The organism is Gemmatimonas sp. (genome assembly GCF_021298855.1).
Classification (GTDB): domain Bacteria; phylum Gemmatimonadota; class Gemmatimonadetes; order Gemmatimonadales; family Gemmatimonadaceae; genus Gemmatimonas.
The window spans coordinates 1-18726 of sequence record NZ_JAJTHI010000078.1 but is presented as its reverse complement, the minus strand read 5'-3'; the positions used below and the strand labels follow the sequence as shown (position 1 = coordinate 18726).

The window sequence follows — 18726 nt, the reverse complement described above, 5'->3', positions numbered from 1 at the left end:
GCGCAGGCAGATGCCCGCGCCGCCGCCATCGCGCGCGTCGTCCTTCGCGGTGGTCAGTCCTGCGGCGGCATCACCACGAGCTGGTAGGTGACCGTGTGTTCCGCGAACGCGTAGACCAGGCGATGCGTCCCCGCGGGGAGCGCCAACTCCGTGCCGAGTCGGGCAATGCCGTCCGCATTGGCGACCAGGGAAAGCTGAGCCTCCGGTTCGTCGCTTTCGGCCGCAAAGATCGTGGCCGTCAGCGGCACATCCGCGACCGGGTTGCCGTACTGATCGAGCACGCGGACCGGGGCCCCGTTGAACGGCTTCCCGGCCGAGAGCGTATCGGTCGTCATGGCCATGGCTTGGAGCCTGCTGGGATCAGCAGCGCTCACCCGCACGACGAACTCCACGTCGTCGCTGCCCAGCGCCGCCGTGACGGTCGCCGTGCCCGCCTTGGACCCGGCCTGGAAGACGGCGCGCGCCACACCGGCGGCGTCGGTCAGCGCCGACACCGCGGTAACGCGCCCATCGCCGTTCAGCGTCCAGGTGACGGTCGCGCCGGCCACCGGGGCGCCCGAGGGCACGAAGAACCGCACGGCCAGGGTGTCCAGACCTTCCTGCATGACGGGAATGAGCTGGTTGTCGCCGCCGATCACCATGGCACGGACCGGCACGGCTTCATCGGTTGGGGATACGGGGCTGCTGGAGTCCGAGCAGGCGGTGGCGGCAGTGAGGGCACACAGCGAAAGGGCGGTAACGGCGCGACGGAACATGGACACTCCTATGCAGTGGCGATTGAGGTGTGGTACTACCCGAAGTCGTTCCGTCCCGTCTTGATCGTGACTTGAGTCACGATTTCGCCATTCATCACTTCGTCGTACGATTTCGTCACAGTGTTCATGTCCGGCGTGTGGCGGAACGGTGAAGGGGCCGGACATGGGATGCGGTCGCAGCTCCGACCTCCGACCATCCGACCATCCGACCGTCCGATCATCCGATCATCGGACGTCGGAAGCCGGACGTCGGATGCATGCCGGAGGTCCGAGGCCGGAGGGGGCGGTCGGAAGTCCGAGGCCGGATGGTGCAGGTCGCGGGGCACGGGATGGTCGCGGCCGCCCGTCCGGGCTCGGACCTCGGAGGACGTCGGGACTCCGATGTCGGGCATGTATCGGAGCTCCGACCTCCGACCTCCGACCATCCGACCTCCGACCGTCCGATCATCCGATCATCGGACGTCGGAAGCCGGACGTCGGATGCATGCCGGAGGTCCGAGGCCGGAGGGGGCGGTCGGAAGTCCGAGGCCGGATGGTCCTGCGTTACGGCGATGGCGCGCGCGTGGATTCGGTGAGGGAGGATCGTGTGCGTGGCCTATCGTGGGGCATGCCTCACAATCCGAATCGACTGCAGGTGGTTCAGCGCGCGGATGCGCTCGTAGTGGAGATCCATGCGTTCGCGTCTCGGCACCGTCGTCTTCTGGCGGATCTCTCGCCGGGGCTTCGCAATCAGGTCGTACGCGCCGCGGCCTCGATTTCGCTCAACCTGAGCGAAGCTTGCGGATACCACGCGACGCCGCGCGTCATCGCGTTTCTCGAGGTGGCCATTGGGTCGTGCAATGAAGTGGAGCGCATTCTCGGTCTCAGCGACCGCCTCGGTGTGCACGATCCTCGCCTGTCGTTCATCCTCGGCGAAATCGCGGCCGTGCGCATGATGCTCTACGGCCTCCGCCGCCGCCTCAAGCACTCACCCGTTTCATAGCTGCCCGGAAAGCCCCTCGCGCTTCGGACCTCCGAGGACGTCGGGCCTCCGATGTCGGGCATGCATCGGGCCTCCGACATCGGAGAATCCGACATCGGACGCGTCGGACGCGTCGGACGCCGGCAGTCGGACGTCGGATGGTCCGACGTCCGACATCCGACTCATCTGGGTATCCGACCGCCGGCTCCCGACGATTCCCACGCCGCACCATCCGGCGCCTGTCGATCGAGCCGTACAACCTTCAGTGCCTGCGACGGCACGGTCACGGTCAGCAGCGTGCTCTCGCTCCAGGTGCTGATGATCTCGAGGCCGTCTACGGTGAGTGCAATCTGCTCACCGCGTACGGTCGCGGCGGCGTGCACGGTCTTCCCCGATGACGTGATGAACAGGGTGAGGGAGTCGCGGTGCGCCTGCTGGGCGAACCACGCCAGATAGGCCGTGTGCAACATCGAGCGTCCCAGCAAGGGGATGGCTCCCGGTCTGGTGGGGAGCCGCTGCGCGGTGCGCTCTCCCTGCACGGTGGTGGTCACCAGCATGGAGTCTCCCACCGCAAGAAAGTCGGTCTCCTGTAGCGGGAGGATGCCCCCCGCGCCGGCGGGGGGATAGACCCCCAGTCTGAGCAACGTCGGCGCGCCCCCTTCGAGTTGATGCTCCCAGGCAAGCCGCGGGCTATTGGGGACAACGAACACACCACGCACTGAGCCCGACTCGAGTCGCACGCCTTCGAAGGCAATGGTATCGGCGCCTTGAATGTAGGCGTAGACCACCGCGGTGCTGTCGGTAGTCACCGCCTGGGCCTCCGCCGCGCGGGCGAAGGTCAGGAGCAGCAGCAGCGGAGCCAGAGATCGACGCATGCGCATACGAAGCAGCGGCGGCGCGCCGGATGCAACCGGCGCGCCGCCGTGGTCAGGGGTGCTGCGGATGGCGCCGACTCTCGTATCGTCGCTGGGCCCGGTCCACCGCTTCCTGCAGGCCGCTCAGGAAGAGCCCCACGACTACCATGAACAGACTGGGGCCCACGATCAGCGTGACGGTGAGCGCCTCGCTGGTGGCGCCGTGCGCGCCGCGCCACTGCATCCACTGCACGAGCGCAAAGGTGACCACGAGCTGCACGCTCATGAGATCGAGAAAGTGCTGCATGCGCAGCACCACCTCGCCGCGATACTCCGCCGGCAACCGGAGCAGTTGTTCCTTGCCGGGGAAGTTGAAGAGCTCCGGCCTCTTCGGCAGCCAGGCGCGTAGCCCCTCGTTGAGGATCATGAGCAGCAGCGTGAGCAGCACCGGCCATCCCCAGGCGAGCGGTGACCGGGCGACGAAGTTGCCGGGTTTCCCACCGGCATCGATGTGCTGCGGGATCGTGGCGGGCAGCTGCGGATAGCTCACGACAGTGCCTGCCAGCAGCAGGGCCACCCCGACCCAGCCGACGAGACGAAGGAATCGCATGCGATCTCCGGATGCGCGCCGGTTACCGGGTCACGCGCAGCGTCCACTCCACCAGGGCCCCCAGCACCTCGGCACGGACCTTCGTGTCGGTGAGGGCGGCGTAGCCCGTGGGCGACCCGCTGGCGTCGGCAAGGAAGAGATGATTCGTGGCCGGAAAGCGGCGCAGCGTGACCGCCCGATTGCCGGCGCCGCGCACGGCTGCAGCGAGCGTGTCCGCCTGCTCGGGGGTGACCTGCATGTCGGTGTCACCCTGCAGCACGAGCACGGGCTGCGTCACGCGACGCGCGGTGACGAGCGGGTCGGCGGTCATGAAGTAGCGCATCCAGCGATCGGTGCGGGCCAGGGAGTCGAGCGCCGCGGGAACGGTACGGCGCAGTGAATCCCGTTGGGAATCGCTCACGTTCGCCGCGCGAATGCCGTTTTCGTTCTGGTACTCGAGGACCTTGCGGCCGGTGATCGCCGGCCCGGCCAGCAGCGCGACGGCACGGATGCGCGGGTCCTTCACGGCGGCGATGGGGGCAATGAGGCCGCCTTCGCTGTGGCCGGCGAGCACGATGCGCGTGCCATCCACGTCGGGGCGCGCGCGCAGGAACTGCACCACGCTGAGTACATCGTCGGCGAAGTCCTCGCTGGTGGCGCTGTCACGTGAGGCCCGGCCGCCACTCTCCCCAACGCCGCGATCGTCGTAGCGCAGCACCGCGATGCCGCGCCGCCCCAGCGTGTCGGCGATGTCGCGGAACGGCGCGTAGTTCGTGATGCCCGGGAGGCGCGAGTCGCGATCCTGCGGACCGCTGCCGCTGATGGTCACGACGACCGGCACCCTGGCGGCGACAGCGCGCGGGCGCGTGAGCGTGCCGGCGAGCGTATAGCCACGCGGCGTGGGGATGGTGACGTGTTCGCTCGTGTACGGCGCGTTGGCGGGCGCGTCGTAGCTGATGGGGGCTGCCGGCGCCAGCGATACCGGCCCTCTGGCGCGCACCGCGCGCAGGTTTTGCGCCGGTACCCGGACCTCCTCGGGGAGGCCATCACGCCAGACGATGACAAAGGTCATGCCGGCGAGGGCCATCGTGGTCGTGTCCCCCTGCCGCGTGATGGTGGCGTCGAACGCCTGCGCGCCCTGCGCGAGCACCACCGGCAGCACGGTGCGCCCCGTTTCGTGCGCCAGCTGCGTGAGCAGCGCACTGTGGAGGAGCGAACTGTTGAGCAGCGCCACGGCGCCCGGACGAATGGCCACCATTTGCGGACGCATGGCGCCACGCACACCCACTTCCACCGCCATGGAGTCGCCCTGCGGCACAAAGCCGGCGATCTGCACCGGCGCCGCGTCGGCCGTACTGCCCGCCGCGAACACCGTGAGCGTGAGCCGAAGCGGCGTGCGGACCTGTTCCCATTCCACGCGCGGCTGCCCGCGGTACACCAGCGACCCCTTCACCACCCCGTCGCCCGGCGTGACGGTTTCGGTGGCAATGGTGTCGGCGCCGCGCAGATAGACGAAGGTGATGGGCGCCGACTGGGCATGCAGGCGCGTCGGGAACAGACCGGCCAGTCGCACCAGCGCCAGCGCGCCAAGGAGCAGCGAGACGGTGCGCCACAACCGGGCGGGAAGCGTGGAAGGGTTCATGACTCGTCGGGGGCGATGGAATCGGATGGATCGGGTGCTGCCGCCGCCTCAGCTGCTGGCCGCCCCTTCGGCGCGCGCCCCGCGTCACGGAGCGCGCGCCGCAGGAGAAACTCGATCTGGCCGTTGAGACTGCGCAGGTCGTCGTTGGCCCAGCGCTGCACGGCGTCGAGCAGCTCCCGGTCAACGCGCAGCAGGAACGACTTGCGGTCAGCCATGGGCGCGCGGCGCGTGCCGGGGGCGGGGCAACAGCCCGGTCACGTGTACAGGGAACCGGTGTTCACCACCGGTTGGGTGGAGCGTTCGCTGCACAGCACGACGAGCAGGTTGCTCACCATGGCCGCCTTGCGTTCGCCATCGAGATCGACGATGTCGCGCTCCTTGAGCGAGGCGAGGGCCAGCTGCACCATGCCCACGGCACCCTCCACAATGGTCTGACGCGCGGCCACGATGGCGCTCGCCTGTTGCCGCTGCAGCATGGCCGCCGCGATCTCCGGGGAGTAGGCAAGGTGGCTGATGCGTGCCTCGATCACCTCCACCCCCGCCTTGGACAGGCGATCGACGAGGGCCTTGGCGAGCCCCTTGTTCACTTCGTCCTGATTGGTGCTGAGCGCGATCTCGCCGGCGCCGTGCGCATCGTAGGGGTGCTGCGAGGCGAGGGCCCGCAGCGCACTCTCACTCTGCACGGCCACGTACTGTACGTAGTCGTTCACCTCGAAGAGCGCCTCGGCGGTGTCCACCACGCGCCAGACGACGATGGCGCCGATCTCCACCGGGTTGGAGTAGGCGTCGTTCACCTTGAGCTTGTTCGTCTCGAAGTTGCGCACGCGCAGTGAGACGCCGGTCTTGGACATGAACGGGTTGACCCACCAGAGGCCGGGCTCGCGCACGGTCCCCTTGTAGGTGCCGAAGAGGGTGAGCGCCTTGCCCTCGTTGGGCTCGACGGTGAACAGCCCCGGCAGACCCAGCCCGGCGAGGACGGCGAGCGTGAGTCCGCCCACGGCCAGCGCCACGTTCTCGCCGCGGGCGCCGAGGTAGAACCCGTAGAGGCCGCCCAGAACCACGGCGGTGAGCAGGACGGCGACGCCAATCCCGTTGGAGGGCTTGACCTGCAATTCGCGAAGCATGGAAAGACTCGGTTGAAGTTGGTATTGAAGTGATATCACTTCGGTAGCACATACGGGAGGGGTACCAAGAGGGTTTCACCCGGCACCACGTGCGTCGACAGAAAGCCCCGGCCCTCAGACCCCGCGCCTTGCCCGGATTGCAAAGCGGTCATATCCTCATGTCATGACCGACTATCATGACACGCCACGCCCTCGCAAGCGTGCGGGCGAGCCGGCCCAGGTGTACCTCACCGCGGCCGACCAGGCGAGGCTTGAGCGCCTGACCGAGCAGCTCGGGGCGTCCAAGTCGGAGGTGCTTCGCCGCGGGCTCGAGGCGCTCGAGTTGCAGCACATGAGTCCGGTCGCGCATCCGGCACTCCGGCTCGTCGGCCTCGTCCATGACATCGAACCGTGCGGTGAGGTCGATGTCGCCCGCGCGCACGATCAGGTGCTTGCTGACGACGAAGCGCGGTCATGGCAGTCGCCGTCGGACGGTGCGTAGGCGGTGGGCGAACTGTTCGTCGACACCAGCGCCTGGTATCCGCTGGTCGTGCGATCGCACCCGGATCATGCCGGCCTGAGTGCGGTCTTGCGGGACAGGGTCGGGCGCCGTGAGCGCATCGTCACCTCGAACCTGGTGGTGGCCGAGTCTCACGCGCTGCTCATGCGGCGCGCCGGGATCGCCGCCGGGCTGCAGTTTCTGCACTTGGTGCGTGCGTCCCCGAACGTGGTCGTCACCAGCACCGATCAGCTCGAGGATGCGGCCATCAACGACTGGCTCCGGCGTTACGCCGACCAGCCGTTTTCGATGGTCGACGCCGTGAGCTTCGCGATCATGGCATCTCGCGGCATCCGGGCAGCGCTGACGCTCGACCCGCACTTTGCGATCGCCGGCTACGCCATGGTGACGGGCGTGTAGCGCGGCCCCGCTACGCTACGACGAGCCGGTCGCGACTGACCGTGATTTCCGTTCAGGGTAAAGGGTCGTGTGTTCTGGGGCGTGTGTTGGTGTGACACCCGCCCCAAACCCTCAACGCACGACGCTCGACCCTGAACGGGCCAGCTGCCAGTCGCCCGCACGATTCCATCCGTCCGACCACTCAACCCTCCCCCCTCCCAAACCGTACCCAAGACAGCCCCTATTGCGGCCATCGCCTTCACTCGCAATAGTCGCCGCTCGGTCCGTCACACTTCATTCGGAGGTCCCGCTGTGATGCGTTTCTCCCCGCGTCTGGCCCTGTTCGCCGTCGCGATCACGCCGCTGGCGGCGCTGGGTGCGCAGGGCGCCAAGCCCGCTGCCCGCCCTGCACCCAAGGTTTCGGCGCCCGCTCCGCTCGCGGCCGGCTTCGATACCGCCGCCCTCTCCGCCATCCGCTGGCGCGAAATCGGTCCCTATCGCGGCGGCCGCTCCGTGGCCGTGGCCGGTTCCGTGGCTCGTCCCAAGGAGTATTGGATGGGCACCACCGGCAGCGGGGTCTTCAAGACCACCGACGGCGGCGAGACCTGGCTGCCCATGACCGACCGCTACTTCGGCGGCACCGTGGGAGCCGTGGCCGTGGCGCCCAGCAACCCGGACGTGGTGTACGTGGGCGGCGGCGAGTTTGCCATTCGCGGCAACGTGTCGCACGGCGACGGCATGTGGAAGACCACCGATGGCGGCCGCACGTGGACCAACATCGGCCTCAATGACACGCGGCAGATCGCCAAGGTGCGGGTGCACCCCACCAACCCCGATCTCGTGTACGTCGCGGCGCAGGGGCACGTGTGGGGGCCCAACGCCGAGCGTGGGGTGTTCCGCAGCAAGGACGGCGGCAAGTCGTGGCAGAAGATCCTCTTCCGCGACGACAGCACCGGCGCCGCCGACCTGGTCATGGACCCGGGCAATCCCAACGTGCTCTACGCCGGCTTCTGGCAGGCGCACCGCAAGCCGTGGATGCTCGTCTCCGGCGGCAAGGGCTCGGGCATGTTCAAGAGCATCGATGGCGGCGACACGTGGACGGAGATCACGAAGAACCCCGGCCTTCCCACCGGCCTCTGGGGGAACATCGGCATCACCGTGAGCGGCGCCAACCCGCGTCGCGTGTACGCCCTCATCGAAGCCGATCAGGGGGGCGTGTACCGCTCCGATGACGCCGGCGCCACGTGGCAGCGCGTGAACGACGAGCGCAAGCTGCGGCAGCGGGCGTGGTACTACTCGAAGATCTACGCCGACCCGAAGAACCCCGACGTGGTGTACGCGTCGAACGTGCAGTTCCAAGTCTCGAAGGATGCCGGCAAGACGTGGAGCAATCTCAACCCGCCGCACGGCGATTCGCACGACTTGTGGATTGCTCCCGATGATGCGGGGCGCATGATCGAAGCCGACGACGGCGGCGCAAGCGTGAGCGTGGACACCGGCAAGACGTGGACGGCGCAGGACTTCGCCACGGCGCAGTTCTATCATGTGACCACCACCAACCACTTTCCGTACCAGATCTGCGGCGCGCAGCAGGACAACAGCACGCTCTGCGGGCCGTCGCGGGCGCGCGGCGGCATCACGATGGACATGTGGAAGGATGCCGGCGGCGGCGAGTCGGGGTTCATTGCCGCGCTGCCCGACAAGCCGGACATCGTGTTCGCCGGCAGCTACGGCGGCTATCTGACGCGCAAGGACATGCGCACGGGGCTCGAGCGCGACGTGAATCCGTGGCCGCTCAACCCCATGGGCCACGACGCGAAGGATGCGAAGTACCGCATGCAGTGGACCTTCCCCATCTTCGTGAGCCCGCACGACCCCAAGACGATCTACGTGGGCTCGAACGTGCTCTTCAAGACCACGAACGAGGGGGACAGCTACACGGCCATCTCCCCCGACCTGTCGCGCAACGACCCGCGCACGCTGGGCCCGTCGGGCGGCCCCATCACCAAGGACCAGACGGGCGTCGAGACCTTCGGCACCGTGTTCGCGGTGGCGGAGTCACCGGTGCTCAAGGGGACGATCTGGGCGGGGACCGACGACGGCCTGGTGCATCTCACGCGCAACGGCGGCGCCACGTGGACCAATGTGACGCCGCCGCTGCTCAAGGAGCGCGAGTGGGCGCGCGTCTCCATCATCGAGGCGAGCCACTCCAACGCCGGCACCGCCTACGTGGCGGCCAACCGGTTCCAGATGGACGATCAGGAACCGTACCTGTTCAAGACCACCGATTTCGGCCGCACGTGGACGCGCATCGACGCGGGCATTCCGCGCACCGAGTTCACGCGCGTCATCCGTGAGGACGACACGCGTCCGGGGCTGCTCTTTGCGGGCACCGAGCGTGGCGTGTGGGCGTCGCTCGACGATGGCGCCACCTGGTTCTCGCTCAAGCGCAACCTGCCCATCGTGCCGGTGCACGACCTGGCCATCAAGGAAGGCGATCTCATCGCCGGCACGCACGGGCGGTCGTTCTACGTGATCGACGATATCGGGGTGCTGCGGCAGCTGTCGGCGGAGGTGATCGCCAAGCGCGCCCACCTGTTCACCCCGCGGCCGTCGTATCGCATCAACTGGGGCGGCGGTTTCCAGATCGGGCAGTCGTCGAGCCCGGTGGGGCAGAATCCGCCCAACGGCGCGATCGTGTATTACTGGCTCAAGGACAAGGCCAACAAGGTCACCATCGAATTCCGTGACAGCACCGGGCGGACGGTGCGCTCCTTCTCGAGCGACGAGGCGGCACCCACCGCCGGTGGCGGTGGCCGCCGGGCCGTGGCTGGCGATCGGCCGCCCACCAATGCCGCCGGCATGAACACCTTCTCGTGGAACCTGCGTGAAGGCGACGCCACCACCTTCCCGGGAATGATTCTCTGGGCCGGCGTGACGACGGGGCCGCTGGTGCTCCCCGGCACCTATACGGTACGGCTGCTGGTGGATGGGGCGCCGGCCGGTGATGCCAAGCTGCTGGTCAAGAAGGACCCGCGCAGCGAGGCCACGCCGCTCGACCTCGTGGCGCAGTACAAGCTGCTCATGGCCATCCGTGATCGTACCACCGACGCCAACGACGCCGTGCGCACCGTGCGCCACGTGCGCAATCAGGCCAAGGCGCGCATGACCCAGGTGGGCGCGGACTCCGCGAAGTACGCGCAGCTCGTGAAGCAGCTCGACACGAAGATCAGCGCCATGGAGGCGGAGATCTATCAGGTGAAGAACCAGTCGGGACAGGACCCGCTCAACTTCCCCATCAAGGTGAACAACCAGATCGCTGCGCTGGCCGGAGTGGTGGGGAGCACCGAGGCGCGTCCCACGAAGCAGTCCCAGCAGGTGTTCGACCTGCTGACCAAGGAACTCGAGGGGTATCTGGTGGAGCTGCGGAAGACGTATCAGGAGCTCATCCCGCCCATTGATGAGCTGCTCAAGAAGCACGGCCACCCGGCCATTGAGGTCAAGCCCGCCGACACCCCGCAGGCACGGCAGACCAGCGCCGAGGAAGAGGTGACGGGTACGCGGTGGTGACGTGCGCGGAGCGCGACTAACGACCAACAACTGACACTACACCCTACACACTCCCTCGGAAATCACGTGATCTCCGGGGGAGTGTGTATTTCGTAGTTGCAGTTGTCAGTGGTCGGTGCTGCCAACGCGGGTGGAGACCAAGCGCCTGATGCTCGCCATGCCCACCGCCGGGCCGAGCGCCAGCACGGGGAACGCCCACGACCACCCCACGCGCGCCACGAGGACGGGCACGAGTTGAATGGCGGCGGCCGTGAGCAGGAATCCAAGGGACGTTTGCAGCGTGAGCGCCGTACCCACGGCGTGCGCCGGCACACTCTCGGTGACCATGACCGAGAACTGTGCGCTGTCGGCGATCACGAAGAACCCCCACACCAGCGCGACGGGGGCGAGCAGCCAGAGCGAGCGGCCGAAGGTGAGGCCGATGAGCAGCGCGCAGGCGCCGCTGATGGCCATGGAGAGGTTCACCAGCCACGCGCGCCCGCGCCGGTCGGCCACCGCGCCGCCCCAGAGGCAGCCAAGGCCACCCACCGCCAGCGCGGCAAAGGCCACCACGGACGCCTGCGCATTGGCCGCGTCATGATGATCGTGCTGCGCCGCCAGGCTGGCGGCCACGAACACCGGCAGCCACGTCCAGGCGGCATACAGCTCCCACATGTGGCCGAGGTAGCCGCCCATGGCGAGACGCCAGGGACGTTGTCCCACGACCTCGCCAACGAGACGCCACGAGAAGGGGCGCGAGGGAAAGGCGTATGGCCCATCGGTATAGCCGACCCACACCATACCGGCCGCGGCCAGTGCGGCCCCGGAGGCGGCCCCGGTGACGTTGGCAATCGTGGCCCCGGGCAACGCCTTCACCAGATAGGGAAGCGCCTTGCCCACCGTGAGCGCGCCCACGATGGCCCCCACGGCGAGCCCGCGGCGGGCACGAAACCAGGTGGCGATCATCTTCATGGCGGGCGGATACACGCCGGCCAGGCACAGCCCCGTAAGCACGCGCCAGGGCACCGTCTCCGCGAGGGAGTCGGCCGTGAGCACCAGCATGTTGGCCAGGGCGGCACCTGCGGCGCTCGTCGCGAAGAGCCGGCGGGCCGGCACGAGGTCGGCCAGGTTGAGCAGCGCCGACAGGGCGGTGCCAAGCACGAAGCCCAGTTGCACCGCCGTGGTGAGCCAGGCCGTTTCGCCCGCGGTCAGCGCCCACTGCTGCTGATACTGCGGCGCCACGGCGCTGGCGGCAAACCAGAGGGACATGCCGAGCAGCTCGGCCAGCGCCAACAGCCCCAGCATGCGCCATCGGCCAGGGGCGATGTCGCCGGCGCCGTTGCTCACGACGACGTGGGCGTATCCACGGTGGCCGGTACGCCCAGTTCGCGGGCCACCGCCCACAGAAAGCGTTCCGGCCGCGCGCCGTTGCCGCCGATGCTGCGGAGGAAGCGCACCAGCAGGTTGGGCACCGCGACCGTTTCGACGATGGTGGCCGTGCTGCCCCGCGTCGTCTCGGTGACGTGCACCGCCCACGTGCCCATGGGGGCGCCGTCGTCGGTAATGAGCGCGAAGTGCACGCTCGTTGGCGGCGACTCGTGCACCACGCGCATGCCAGGCAGGTCGGCACACCACCGCGGCGGGCCGTCGGCGGCCCGCACCAGGGCAAAGAGATCGGCCGCAGGGCAGGGAGTCGACAATGCGCGCGTGGCGACACGCTCCCTCGGCGACATCGCCCCGCCGACCAGCATGGCCAGGACCACCGCCACGATGGCGGCCATGACCAGCAGGATCCAGTTCATCACGGCGGGGTTACCCGGTCGGCGCGCGGCGTGACTCCCGGGCCCCGTCCAGCGCGGCGCGCACCCGGCGGGCCAGCTCGAGTGACGTGAATGGCTTGGGGAGCAGTGACCGAGTCTCGGCGGACAACCCGGCGAGCAATTCGGAGTCTTCGGTGTAGCCGGAGACGTACAGCACCTGCACACCGGGGCGGCTCTGCGTGAGGCGGTCGGCGAGTTCGCGCCCGTTCATCCCCGGCATCACCACATCGGTGACGAGCAGATGGATCGGCCCGGGAAAGGCGCGCGACAGGGCGAGCGCTCCCTCACCATCGGCGGCGGCGAGCACCCGATAGCCTCGCCGCTCCAGCGCGGCCACGGCCACGGTGCGCACGGCGGCTTCATCTTCACTCAGCAGCACGGTCTCCTGCCCGTCGAGCTGCTCCGGCGGCTCATCCAGCGCGGTGGTCACCGCAAGGGTACCCGCGCGGCGTGGCAGCAGCAGGTGCATGGTGGTGCCTTCTCCCTCGGCAGAATCCACGCGAATCTCGCCCCCCAACTGATCCATCACGTTGGACGCCAGGGCGAGGCCCAGCCCGGACCCCTTGCCCTTGGGCTTGGTCGTGAAGAACGGCTCGAAGATGTGCTGCCGCACCTGCTCGCTCATGCCCAGGCCCTCGTCGCGCACGCAAATCGCCATCCAATCCTGCTGCTTGTCGAGGCGCAGCCGGCGGATTTCGGTCGCGTCGAGCACGGCCGTGGCGATCGTGAGTCGTCCACCCTGCGGCATGGCGTCGCGAGCATTGCTCACGAGGTTGAGCAGTGTCTGTTCAAGCTGCGCGGCGTCGGCGTGCACCGTGCCCACGGCGCTGTCCAGTTCGATGGCCACCTCGATGTTCTCGCCAATGACGCGCCGCAGCAACCGGTCGAGCCCGCGGACCACCTCGTTGGGGTCGAGGAGCGTCGGCTGCAGCATCTGTCGGCGGCTCATCGCGAGGATCTGGCGTGACAGCTCGGTACCGTGCACGGCGAGGGCCCGGATCTCGCCCACGTCTTCGCGCACCATGCTGTCCGCCGGCAGTTGGGTGAGGAGCAGATCGCAATACCCCAGCATCCCGGTGAGCAGGTTGTTGAAGTCGTGCGAAATGCCGCCGGCGAAGGTGCCGATCGCTTCCATTTTCTGCGCTTGCCGCAGCTGCTCTTCGCTGCGCGACAGGGCGCGTTCCGCCTCCCGGCGCGCGGTCACGTCGATGCCCACACTCAACCAGCTCGCCCGCCCCAGCCGACGTGAGCTGGTGGTGATGACCTCCATCTCGATGCGCTGTCCGACGGCGGTGCGATGCATCCAGGTGCCGGCGTTCTGGCGCGCTTCGGAAAAAGGGAGCCGGGCGCCGCTGAACCGCGGCAGCTCCTCGGGGTCGAGCAGGTCGACGATGCGCTTGGACAGGAGGGTGTCGCGATCGTATCCGTACTTCTCGATGGCGGCCTCGTTCACCGCCAGGATGTTCGTGGTTTCGGCATCCCACGCCCACATGGGGAGGGGATTGGATTCGAACAGAAAGCGATAGCGCCGTTCGTTGTCGGCCAGGGCCGCGTTGCGACGCTCGACCGTATCGGCCATCTGGTTGAGCGCCAGCGCGAGCAATCCGATCTCGTCGCTCGAGCGGATGGTGGAGCGGTGTCCGCTTACGCCGGCGGCGAGCGCATGCGCATCGGCGGTGAGTGACTCGACGGCGGTGACGATCATGGAGCCCACCGCGTAGGCCAGCCCGAGCGACAGTGCCAGTGAGAGCGCCAACAGCGCGACCCGGTACGACCCGCTGGCGCGTACATCGAAGAAGACGGCGATGATGGTGGGCGGCGTGAGCGCCACCAGCACCATGAGCAGCAGGCGTGCGCGCAGCCCGAGCCCCCGCGCCGCCGTCAGCGTGTCGACGGCCGGCGACGGGTCGCTGGGGGTGCTGAGCGAGTCGGGCACGCGGCGGAACTCAGCGCGGGGTGCGATCCTCGCTCGGCGGCGCGACCGCCATGCCCATGGCATGGTAGCCCTTGTCCACGTAGACCGTGGACCCGGTGATGCCGCTGGCGAGAGGGCTGCAGAGGAACGCCGCCGTGGTGCCCACCTCACGAGCGGACAGCTCTTCGGGGATGGGGGAATTGGCGGTGCAGTATTTCACCATGTTCTCGATGATGCCGATCGCGCTGGCCGCGCGTGAGGCATACGGCCCCGCCGAGATGGTGTTCACGCGGTGGCCCCACTGGCGTCCGGCCTCATACGCGAGCAGCCGGGTGTCGCTTTCGAGCTGGGCCTTGGCCGACGACATGCCGCCGCCGTACCCCGGGACGGCCTTTTCGCTGGCCATGTACGTGAGGGAGCAGAATGCCCCACCCCGGCGCATGAGCGGCCCGAGCCGCTGCACCATGGACACGAGCGAGTACGCACTGGCGCTGGAGGCCGCCAGATAGCCGGCGCGGCTCACTTCGAGCAGCGGCTTCTTGACTTCGGGTCCGTTGGCCAGCGAGTGGAAGACGATGTCGAGCGGCTGGTCGCCGAAATCGGCGACCAGCCGATTGGCGACCCCGCTGATGGAATAGTCACCCAGGTCCTTGTAGCGCTTGTTCTCGCGCACCTCTTCCGGCACATCGTCGAACGCGTCGAACAGGGCATCGAGCGGATAGATGCGCTCGAAGGTGAGCTTGGAGCCGTCGGGCATGGCCCGGCTCTCCTCGAGCTTCCCGCGTTCGAACAGGGTGAGGAAAATGTTGAGCGCCGGCGGCCAGGTGGCGACACACACGCTGGCGCCCGCTTCGGCGAACGCCTTGGCGATGGCCCAGCCGAAGCCGTTGTCATCGGCGACACCCGCCACGAGGGCGCGCTTGCCGGTCAGGTCGATGGGTAGCATGGGCGAAACATAGCCTACCGGGCCGCGCGTGTGAGGCGGTCGCGTACGCCATCCCATCCGGGCGCGTCGGGTGGCGCCTCGATGAGGATCAGTCCGGCGTTCGCCTGATCGGCATCGTGCAGTGCGCCGTACAGGGTGCGCGCATAGGCGGCCGGATCGTCAGGCATGAGGCGCTGCCGCACGTGACCGGGCAGCGGGCGGTCGCCGCTGTCTGGCGGGCCCGTGCGCACGAGCGCGTACACGGGCACCGCCTCCTGGCCGTCGCGTGGCCGTTCGGCATGCCACCGCTCGAGCGCGTCCACGATTTCCGCCCGCTGTGCCGTGTCGAAGAGCCACACATCGGCGCGGGGGGCGTAATGGCGATCGGCCATCCCTGGCGAGCGTGGGATCGCATCGAGTCCGTCGGGAAGCGCCGTCAGGTCGTGCGCAATGCGCCGGACCGCATGCCGCACGGGAATGCCGAGCGGCGCTAGCACGTGTTCGAGCGATTCGCGGCCCAGCATGCCCGGGCGCAGGATGATGACCTCCGGGCCCGTGCAGTCCACCACCGTGCTTTCGATGCCCACGCTGCACGGGCCGCCGTCGAGCACCAGTGGCACCCGATCGCCCAGCGACTGCACGACGTGCCAGGCGGTGGTGGGGCTGATCTGCGTGAAGCGGTTGGCGCTTGGCGCCGCAATCGGCACCGCTGCGGCGCGCAGCAGCGCCAGCGCCACCGGGTGTGCCGGCACCCGCACGGCCACCGCGTCGAGTCCCGCCGTGGCCACGTCGGGAACGTGTGCGGCCTTGGGCACCACCAGTGTCAGCGGCCCCGGCCAGAACGCCTCGGCCAGCCTCTGGGCGCTGGCCGGCCACTCGCGAGCGAGGGCTCGCGCCGCGTCAATGGAGGGGACGTGCGCAATGACGGGATTCCACGCGGGGCGTCCCTTGGCGGCGTAGATGCGTTGTACCGCCGCCGGGTCGAGGGCGTTGGCCCCGAGGCCATACACCGTCTCTGTCGGGAACGCGACCAGCTCGCCCGCCTGCAGCCGCGCGGCGGCGTTGGCGATGACGGCCGCATCAGGATGCGTGGTGTCGACCGGGACGACGGACATGTTCGAAAGCTAGCGTACGGCGGGCCGGCGCACGCCGTCAGCGAGCCTGACGTGCCGCGTGATGGGGGAGCCGCGATCAGCGGTCGGGCGAGGAATCGAACGAGGCGCCGTGGGGCGGGTCGTCGTCGGGCTCGAAAGGCGCGTCGAGAAGCCGCAGCGCCTGCGTGGCGTCGGCGGAGCGCACCGCCAACCGCACGGGATAGATCAGTCGCATGGCCGGGAGCATGCCGCCCGCGTCGTCGCGCAGCACCACGGCGGGAATCTGGTGCGCCTCGAGCACGCTGCGCGCGACCAGTGCTTCCATTTCATTCACGTACTCGCGGATGACCACCATGGCTTCGCCCATGTGGCGAAGTTATCGCGCGGCCGGGGGCTTCGTGAGGGCGCTATCTTGCCGGCATGCCCGCTTCGTTCGGAATCTTCGTGCTGGCCGAGCTTCCCGGGGAAGCCGGTGCGGTCGTACGCGCCATCCAGCAACGCTACGATCCGAAGCTGGCCCGGTTGACCCCGCCGCATGTGACGCTGGTGGGATCCTCGGGGGTGGGGGCCATCCCCACCGACACGCCGGTGGAACGCATCCGTGCGGCACTCGAACCGATCGCCGCCAGCACGCCGCCCATGCAGTTGCCCTTTGGTGCGCCACATCGGTTCATGCAGACCGACATCATTTCGCTGCCGCTCGATCCCCACGGGCCGCTGCGTGCCCTGCACGAGCGCCTCGCGCGCAGCGGACTGCCCTTCAAGCGCTCGCGCTTCCTGTTTTCGCCGCACTGCACGCTCACCTTCTATCCCACGCTCACGCCCAGGCACGAGCGGGAACTGCTCGCGGTTCGGGTCACGGCACCGGCGATCATCGACACCCTGCAGGTGTATCTGACGCGCGATCCCCAGCCGAGCGCCTTGCTCTTTCGGCTGCCGCTCACGGGGGCGGCCACCGAAGGGGCCAGTCTCAGCCGCGCGTCTCAGGGCGCAGCTTCTGGTAGGTCGCGGTCGCCTGCTTGAGTCCAAGCAGCGCCGACGCCTCGAGCTCGTATTCCATCTGCAAGTCGCCCAACGTGTCCGCATCGCGCTGGGCAATCTGCTGCGAGGCCTTCTCGGCGATGCTGTGCCGACGCAGATACTCGCGCGCCGACAGCCACATGGCGTTGGCCGCATGCCGCAGGTCGGCCTGATCGGTCACGGGAATCGTGGCGCACACCCGCTCGAAATCGCGCACTGTTTCCGCGAGCGCCAGATCGATGGTGTCCACCATGGCGTGCGCCGCTTCCAACTCGCTCTGGGCCACGCCCAGCGACATGAGGCGCGCCAGGCGCTCGTGCTGTCGGCAGGTTTCGGTGGCGGTGCGCGCCAGCGCATCACAGCAGGAGATGGGGCTGGGCGCTTCGGCCGACGGGTCGGCGGTACGAGTCGCAGCGGTGCGGGACGGGGCCATGGGGCGGGAGCAGACGAATCAGGCGGGGACGATCAGTACCACGGGGAGTTGTGGTGTGATCTAGCGAGCGGACCCGCGCTGATGGTAGTGGGGGGCGCGCAATTTCCTCGTGATTGCAGACAACGCGGGTGCAGAAGCGCTGACCATGCGCTAGAACTGATGGCGGAACGCGTTCCGCACCTCCTCACCACGGCCCCAGCACCCGCATGCACAACGACCAGCCCCTGCAGATCACCACCGACGCCGGCGTGCGCACCATCACGCTCGATCGGCCAGACAAGCTGAATGCGGTGAATCCCCGGTTGGCGGCGGAGCTGCCGCGTGTGTTGCGAGAGGCGGCGCGCGATGATGCGGTGCGGGTGGTCGTGATCACGGGGGCGGGGCGCGGCTTCTGCGCGGGGCTCGACCTAAGTGAGCCGGCCATGCCTGGCGCGTCGCGTGCCGAGCGGCTCGACCCGTACCACTGGGTGGGCGCGTGGGTGCACGCCGTGACGCAGTGCGAGAAGCCGGTACTCGCCGCGGTGAATGGGGTGGCCGCCGGTGCGGGCTTTGGTCTCATGCTCGCGTGCGACCTGCGCGTGATGAGTGCGACCGCCTCGTGCACCGCGGGCTACGTGCGGCGCGGTCTTTCCCCCGATGCCGGCGTGACCTGGTTCCTGCCGCGACTGGTGGGACACGCCCGCGCCGCCGACCTCGTGCTCACCGGCCGCGACATCAGCGCCGATGAGGCGGAACGCATGGGACTGGTGAGCCACGTGTGGGCGGCCGACGAGTTCGCCGCCAACGTGGCCACTTACGCGGCGCGTCTGGCTGCCGGGCCGCCGCTGGCGTTCGCGCTGACCAAGCGGCTGTTGCTGGGCAGCGCCGACGCCTCACTCGATCAGCAGCTGCGCGACGAGCTGACGCACATTCGCACCTGCTTTGCCAGCACGGATGTGCGGGAGGCCATGACAGCGTTCCGCGAGAAGCGGACGCCGGTGTTTCGGGGAGAGTAGCGCGGATCGCGGATGTCGGACGCATCGGATGTCGGACGCTTCGGATGACCGGAGGTCGGAGGCCAGATGCCGGATGCATGCCGGACGTCCGAGATGGGAAACGGCTTTCGGAAGTCGGAGGCCGGAGGGCGTGCGTCCTGCGACTCCGGCTTCGGACCTCCGAACGCGGTATC

At 68.6% G+C, this 18726-nt stretch carries 19 protein-coding genes; 6 read left to right on the top strand and 13 right to left on the bottom strand.

Annotated features, from left to right (window positions below; translation table 11 throughout):
- Positions 1-53: 53 nt before the first annotated feature.
- Positions 54-755, bottom strand: a complete 702-nt coding sequence (locus LW840_RS16785) for an Ig-like domain-containing protein (protein WP_291269488.1) — start codon at positions 753-755, stop codon at positions 54-56.
- Positions 756-1362: 607 nt separating this feature from the next.
- On the opposite strand from LW840_RS16785, the gene LW840_RS16780 reads away from it, so the two are divergent.
- On the top strand, positions 1363-1737 hold the full coding sequence (locus LW840_RS16780; RefSeq protein WP_291267132.1) for a four helix bundle protein: 375 nt from the start codon (positions 1363-1365) through the stop codon (positions 1735-1737).
- Between the two features lie 161 nt (positions 1738-1898).
- On the opposite strand, the gene LW840_RS16775 is transcribed toward LW840_RS16780, so the two are convergent.
- The 5 genes from LW840_RS16775 to LW840_RS16755 are packed head-to-tail and all read right to left on the bottom strand — an operon-like array spanning position 1899 to position 5925.
- The gene (locus LW840_RS16775; RefSeq protein ID WP_291277426.1) at positions 1899-2591 is read right to left on the bottom strand and encodes a hypothetical protein; all 693 of its coding nucleotides are present in this window, start codon (positions 2589-2591) and stop codon (positions 1899-1901) included.
- 52 nt (positions 2592-2643) lie between these two features.
- Positions 2644-3180: a DUF1648 domain-containing protein gene (locus LW840_RS16770; protein WP_291277425.1), complete on the bottom strand. Its 537-nt coding sequence runs from the start codon at positions 3178-3180 to the stop codon at positions 2644-2646.
- Positions 3181-3202: 22 nt separating this feature from the next.
- Entirely contained in the window at positions 3203-4801 is a 1599-nt protein-coding gene (locus tag LW840_RS16765; protein ID WP_291277424.1) for an alpha/beta fold hydrolase, read from the bottom strand.
- Entirely contained in the window at positions 4798-5016 is a 219-nt protein-coding gene (locus tag LW840_RS16760; RefSeq protein ID WP_291263214.1) for a PTS ascorbate transporter subunit IIC, read from the bottom strand. Before LW840_RS16760 ends, LW840_RS16765 begins: the two co-directional genes overlap by 4 nt.
- Positions 5017-5055: 39 nt before the next feature.
- Entirely contained in the window at positions 5056-5925 is an 870-nt protein-coding gene (locus tag LW840_RS16755; RefSeq protein ID WP_291267136.1) for an SPFH domain-containing protein, read from the bottom strand.
- A 163-nt stretch (positions 5926-6088) separates the two neighbouring features.
- On the opposite strand from LW840_RS16755, the gene LW840_RS16750 reads away from it, so the two are divergent.
- The 3 genes from LW840_RS16750 to LW840_RS16740 all read left to right on the top strand — a co-directional run bounded on the left by LW840_RS16750 (position 6089) and on the right by LW840_RS16740 (position 10372).
- A complete protein-coding gene (locus LW840_RS16750; protein WP_291277423.1) occupies positions 6089-6406 on the top strand; it encodes a hypothetical protein in 318 nt (105 codons plus the stop codon).
- A 3-nt stretch (positions 6407-6409) separates the two neighbouring features.
- Entirely contained in the window at positions 6410-6823 is a 414-nt protein-coding gene (locus LW840_RS16745) for a PIN domain-containing protein (RefSeq protein ID WP_291263211.1), read from the top strand.
- Positions 6824-7117: 294 nt separating this feature from the next.
- A complete protein-coding gene (locus LW840_RS16740) occupies positions 7118-10372 on the top strand; it encodes a glycosyl hydrolase (protein ID WP_291267145.1) in 3255 nt (1084 codons plus the stop codon).
- Positions 10373-10477: 105 nt separating this feature from the next.
- On the opposite strand, the gene LW840_RS16735 is transcribed toward LW840_RS16740, so the two are convergent.
- The 6 genes from LW840_RS16735 to LW840_RS16710 form a co-directional block, all read right to left on the bottom strand.
- Positions 10478-11698 (bottom strand): MFS transporter, encoded by a 1221-nt coding sequence (locus tag LW840_RS16735; protein WP_291268727.1) that lies wholly within the window; start codon positions 11696-11698, stop codon positions 10478-10480.
- Entirely contained in the window at positions 11695-12156 is a 462-nt protein-coding gene (locus LW840_RS16730; RefSeq protein ID WP_291277422.1) for a hypothetical protein, read from the bottom strand. Before LW840_RS16730 ends, LW840_RS16735 begins: the two co-directional genes overlap by 4 nt.
- Before the next feature lie 7 nt (positions 12157-12163).
- Positions 12164-14107, bottom strand: coding sequence for an ATP-binding protein (locus LW840_RS16725; protein WP_291267140.1), 1944 nt, complete (start codon positions 14105-14107; stop codon positions 12164-12166).
- 10 nt (positions 14108-14117) lie between these two features.
- Positions 14118-15032: an enoyl-[acyl-carrier-protein] reductase gene (locus LW840_RS16720; protein ID WP_291267141.1), complete on the bottom strand. Its 915-nt coding sequence runs from the start codon at positions 15030-15032 to the stop codon at positions 14118-14120.
- 14 nt (positions 15033-15046) lie between these two features.
- Complete coding sequence (locus tag LW840_RS16715; RefSeq protein ID WP_291263206.1) at positions 15047-16126, bottom strand: L-threonylcarbamoyladenylate synthase; 1080 nt, start codon at positions 16124-16126, stop codon at positions 15047-15049.
- A gap of 76 nt (positions 16127-16202) precedes the next feature.
- Complete coding sequence (locus tag LW840_RS16710) at positions 16203-16472, bottom strand: DUF2007 domain-containing protein (RefSeq protein WP_291267143.1); 270 nt, start codon at positions 16470-16472, stop codon at positions 16203-16205.
- A 53-nt stretch (positions 16473-16525) separates the two neighbouring features.
- On the opposite strand from LW840_RS16710, the gene LW840_RS16705 reads away from it, so the two are divergent.
- On the top strand, positions 16526-17128 hold the full coding sequence (locus LW840_RS16705; RefSeq protein ID WP_291263204.1) for a 2'-5' RNA ligase family protein: 603 nt from the start codon (positions 16526-16528) through the stop codon (positions 17126-17128).
- Here LW840_RS16705 and LW840_RS16700 read toward each other — a convergent pair.
- Positions 17076-17558, bottom strand: a complete 483-nt coding sequence (locus LW840_RS16700; RefSeq protein ID WP_291263203.1) for a hypothetical protein — start codon at positions 17556-17558, stop codon at positions 17076-17078. The two genes, LW840_RS16705 and LW840_RS16700, sit on opposite strands and share 53 nt — an antisense overlap.
- Before the next feature lie 206 nt (positions 17559-17764).
- On the opposite strand from LW840_RS16700, the gene LW840_RS16695 reads away from it, so the two are divergent.
- On the top strand, positions 17765-18553 hold the full coding sequence (locus LW840_RS16695; protein WP_291273246.1) for an enoyl-CoA hydratase-related protein: 789 nt from the start codon (positions 17765-17767) through the stop codon (positions 18551-18553).
- Positions 18554-18726: the final 173 nt, after the last annotated feature.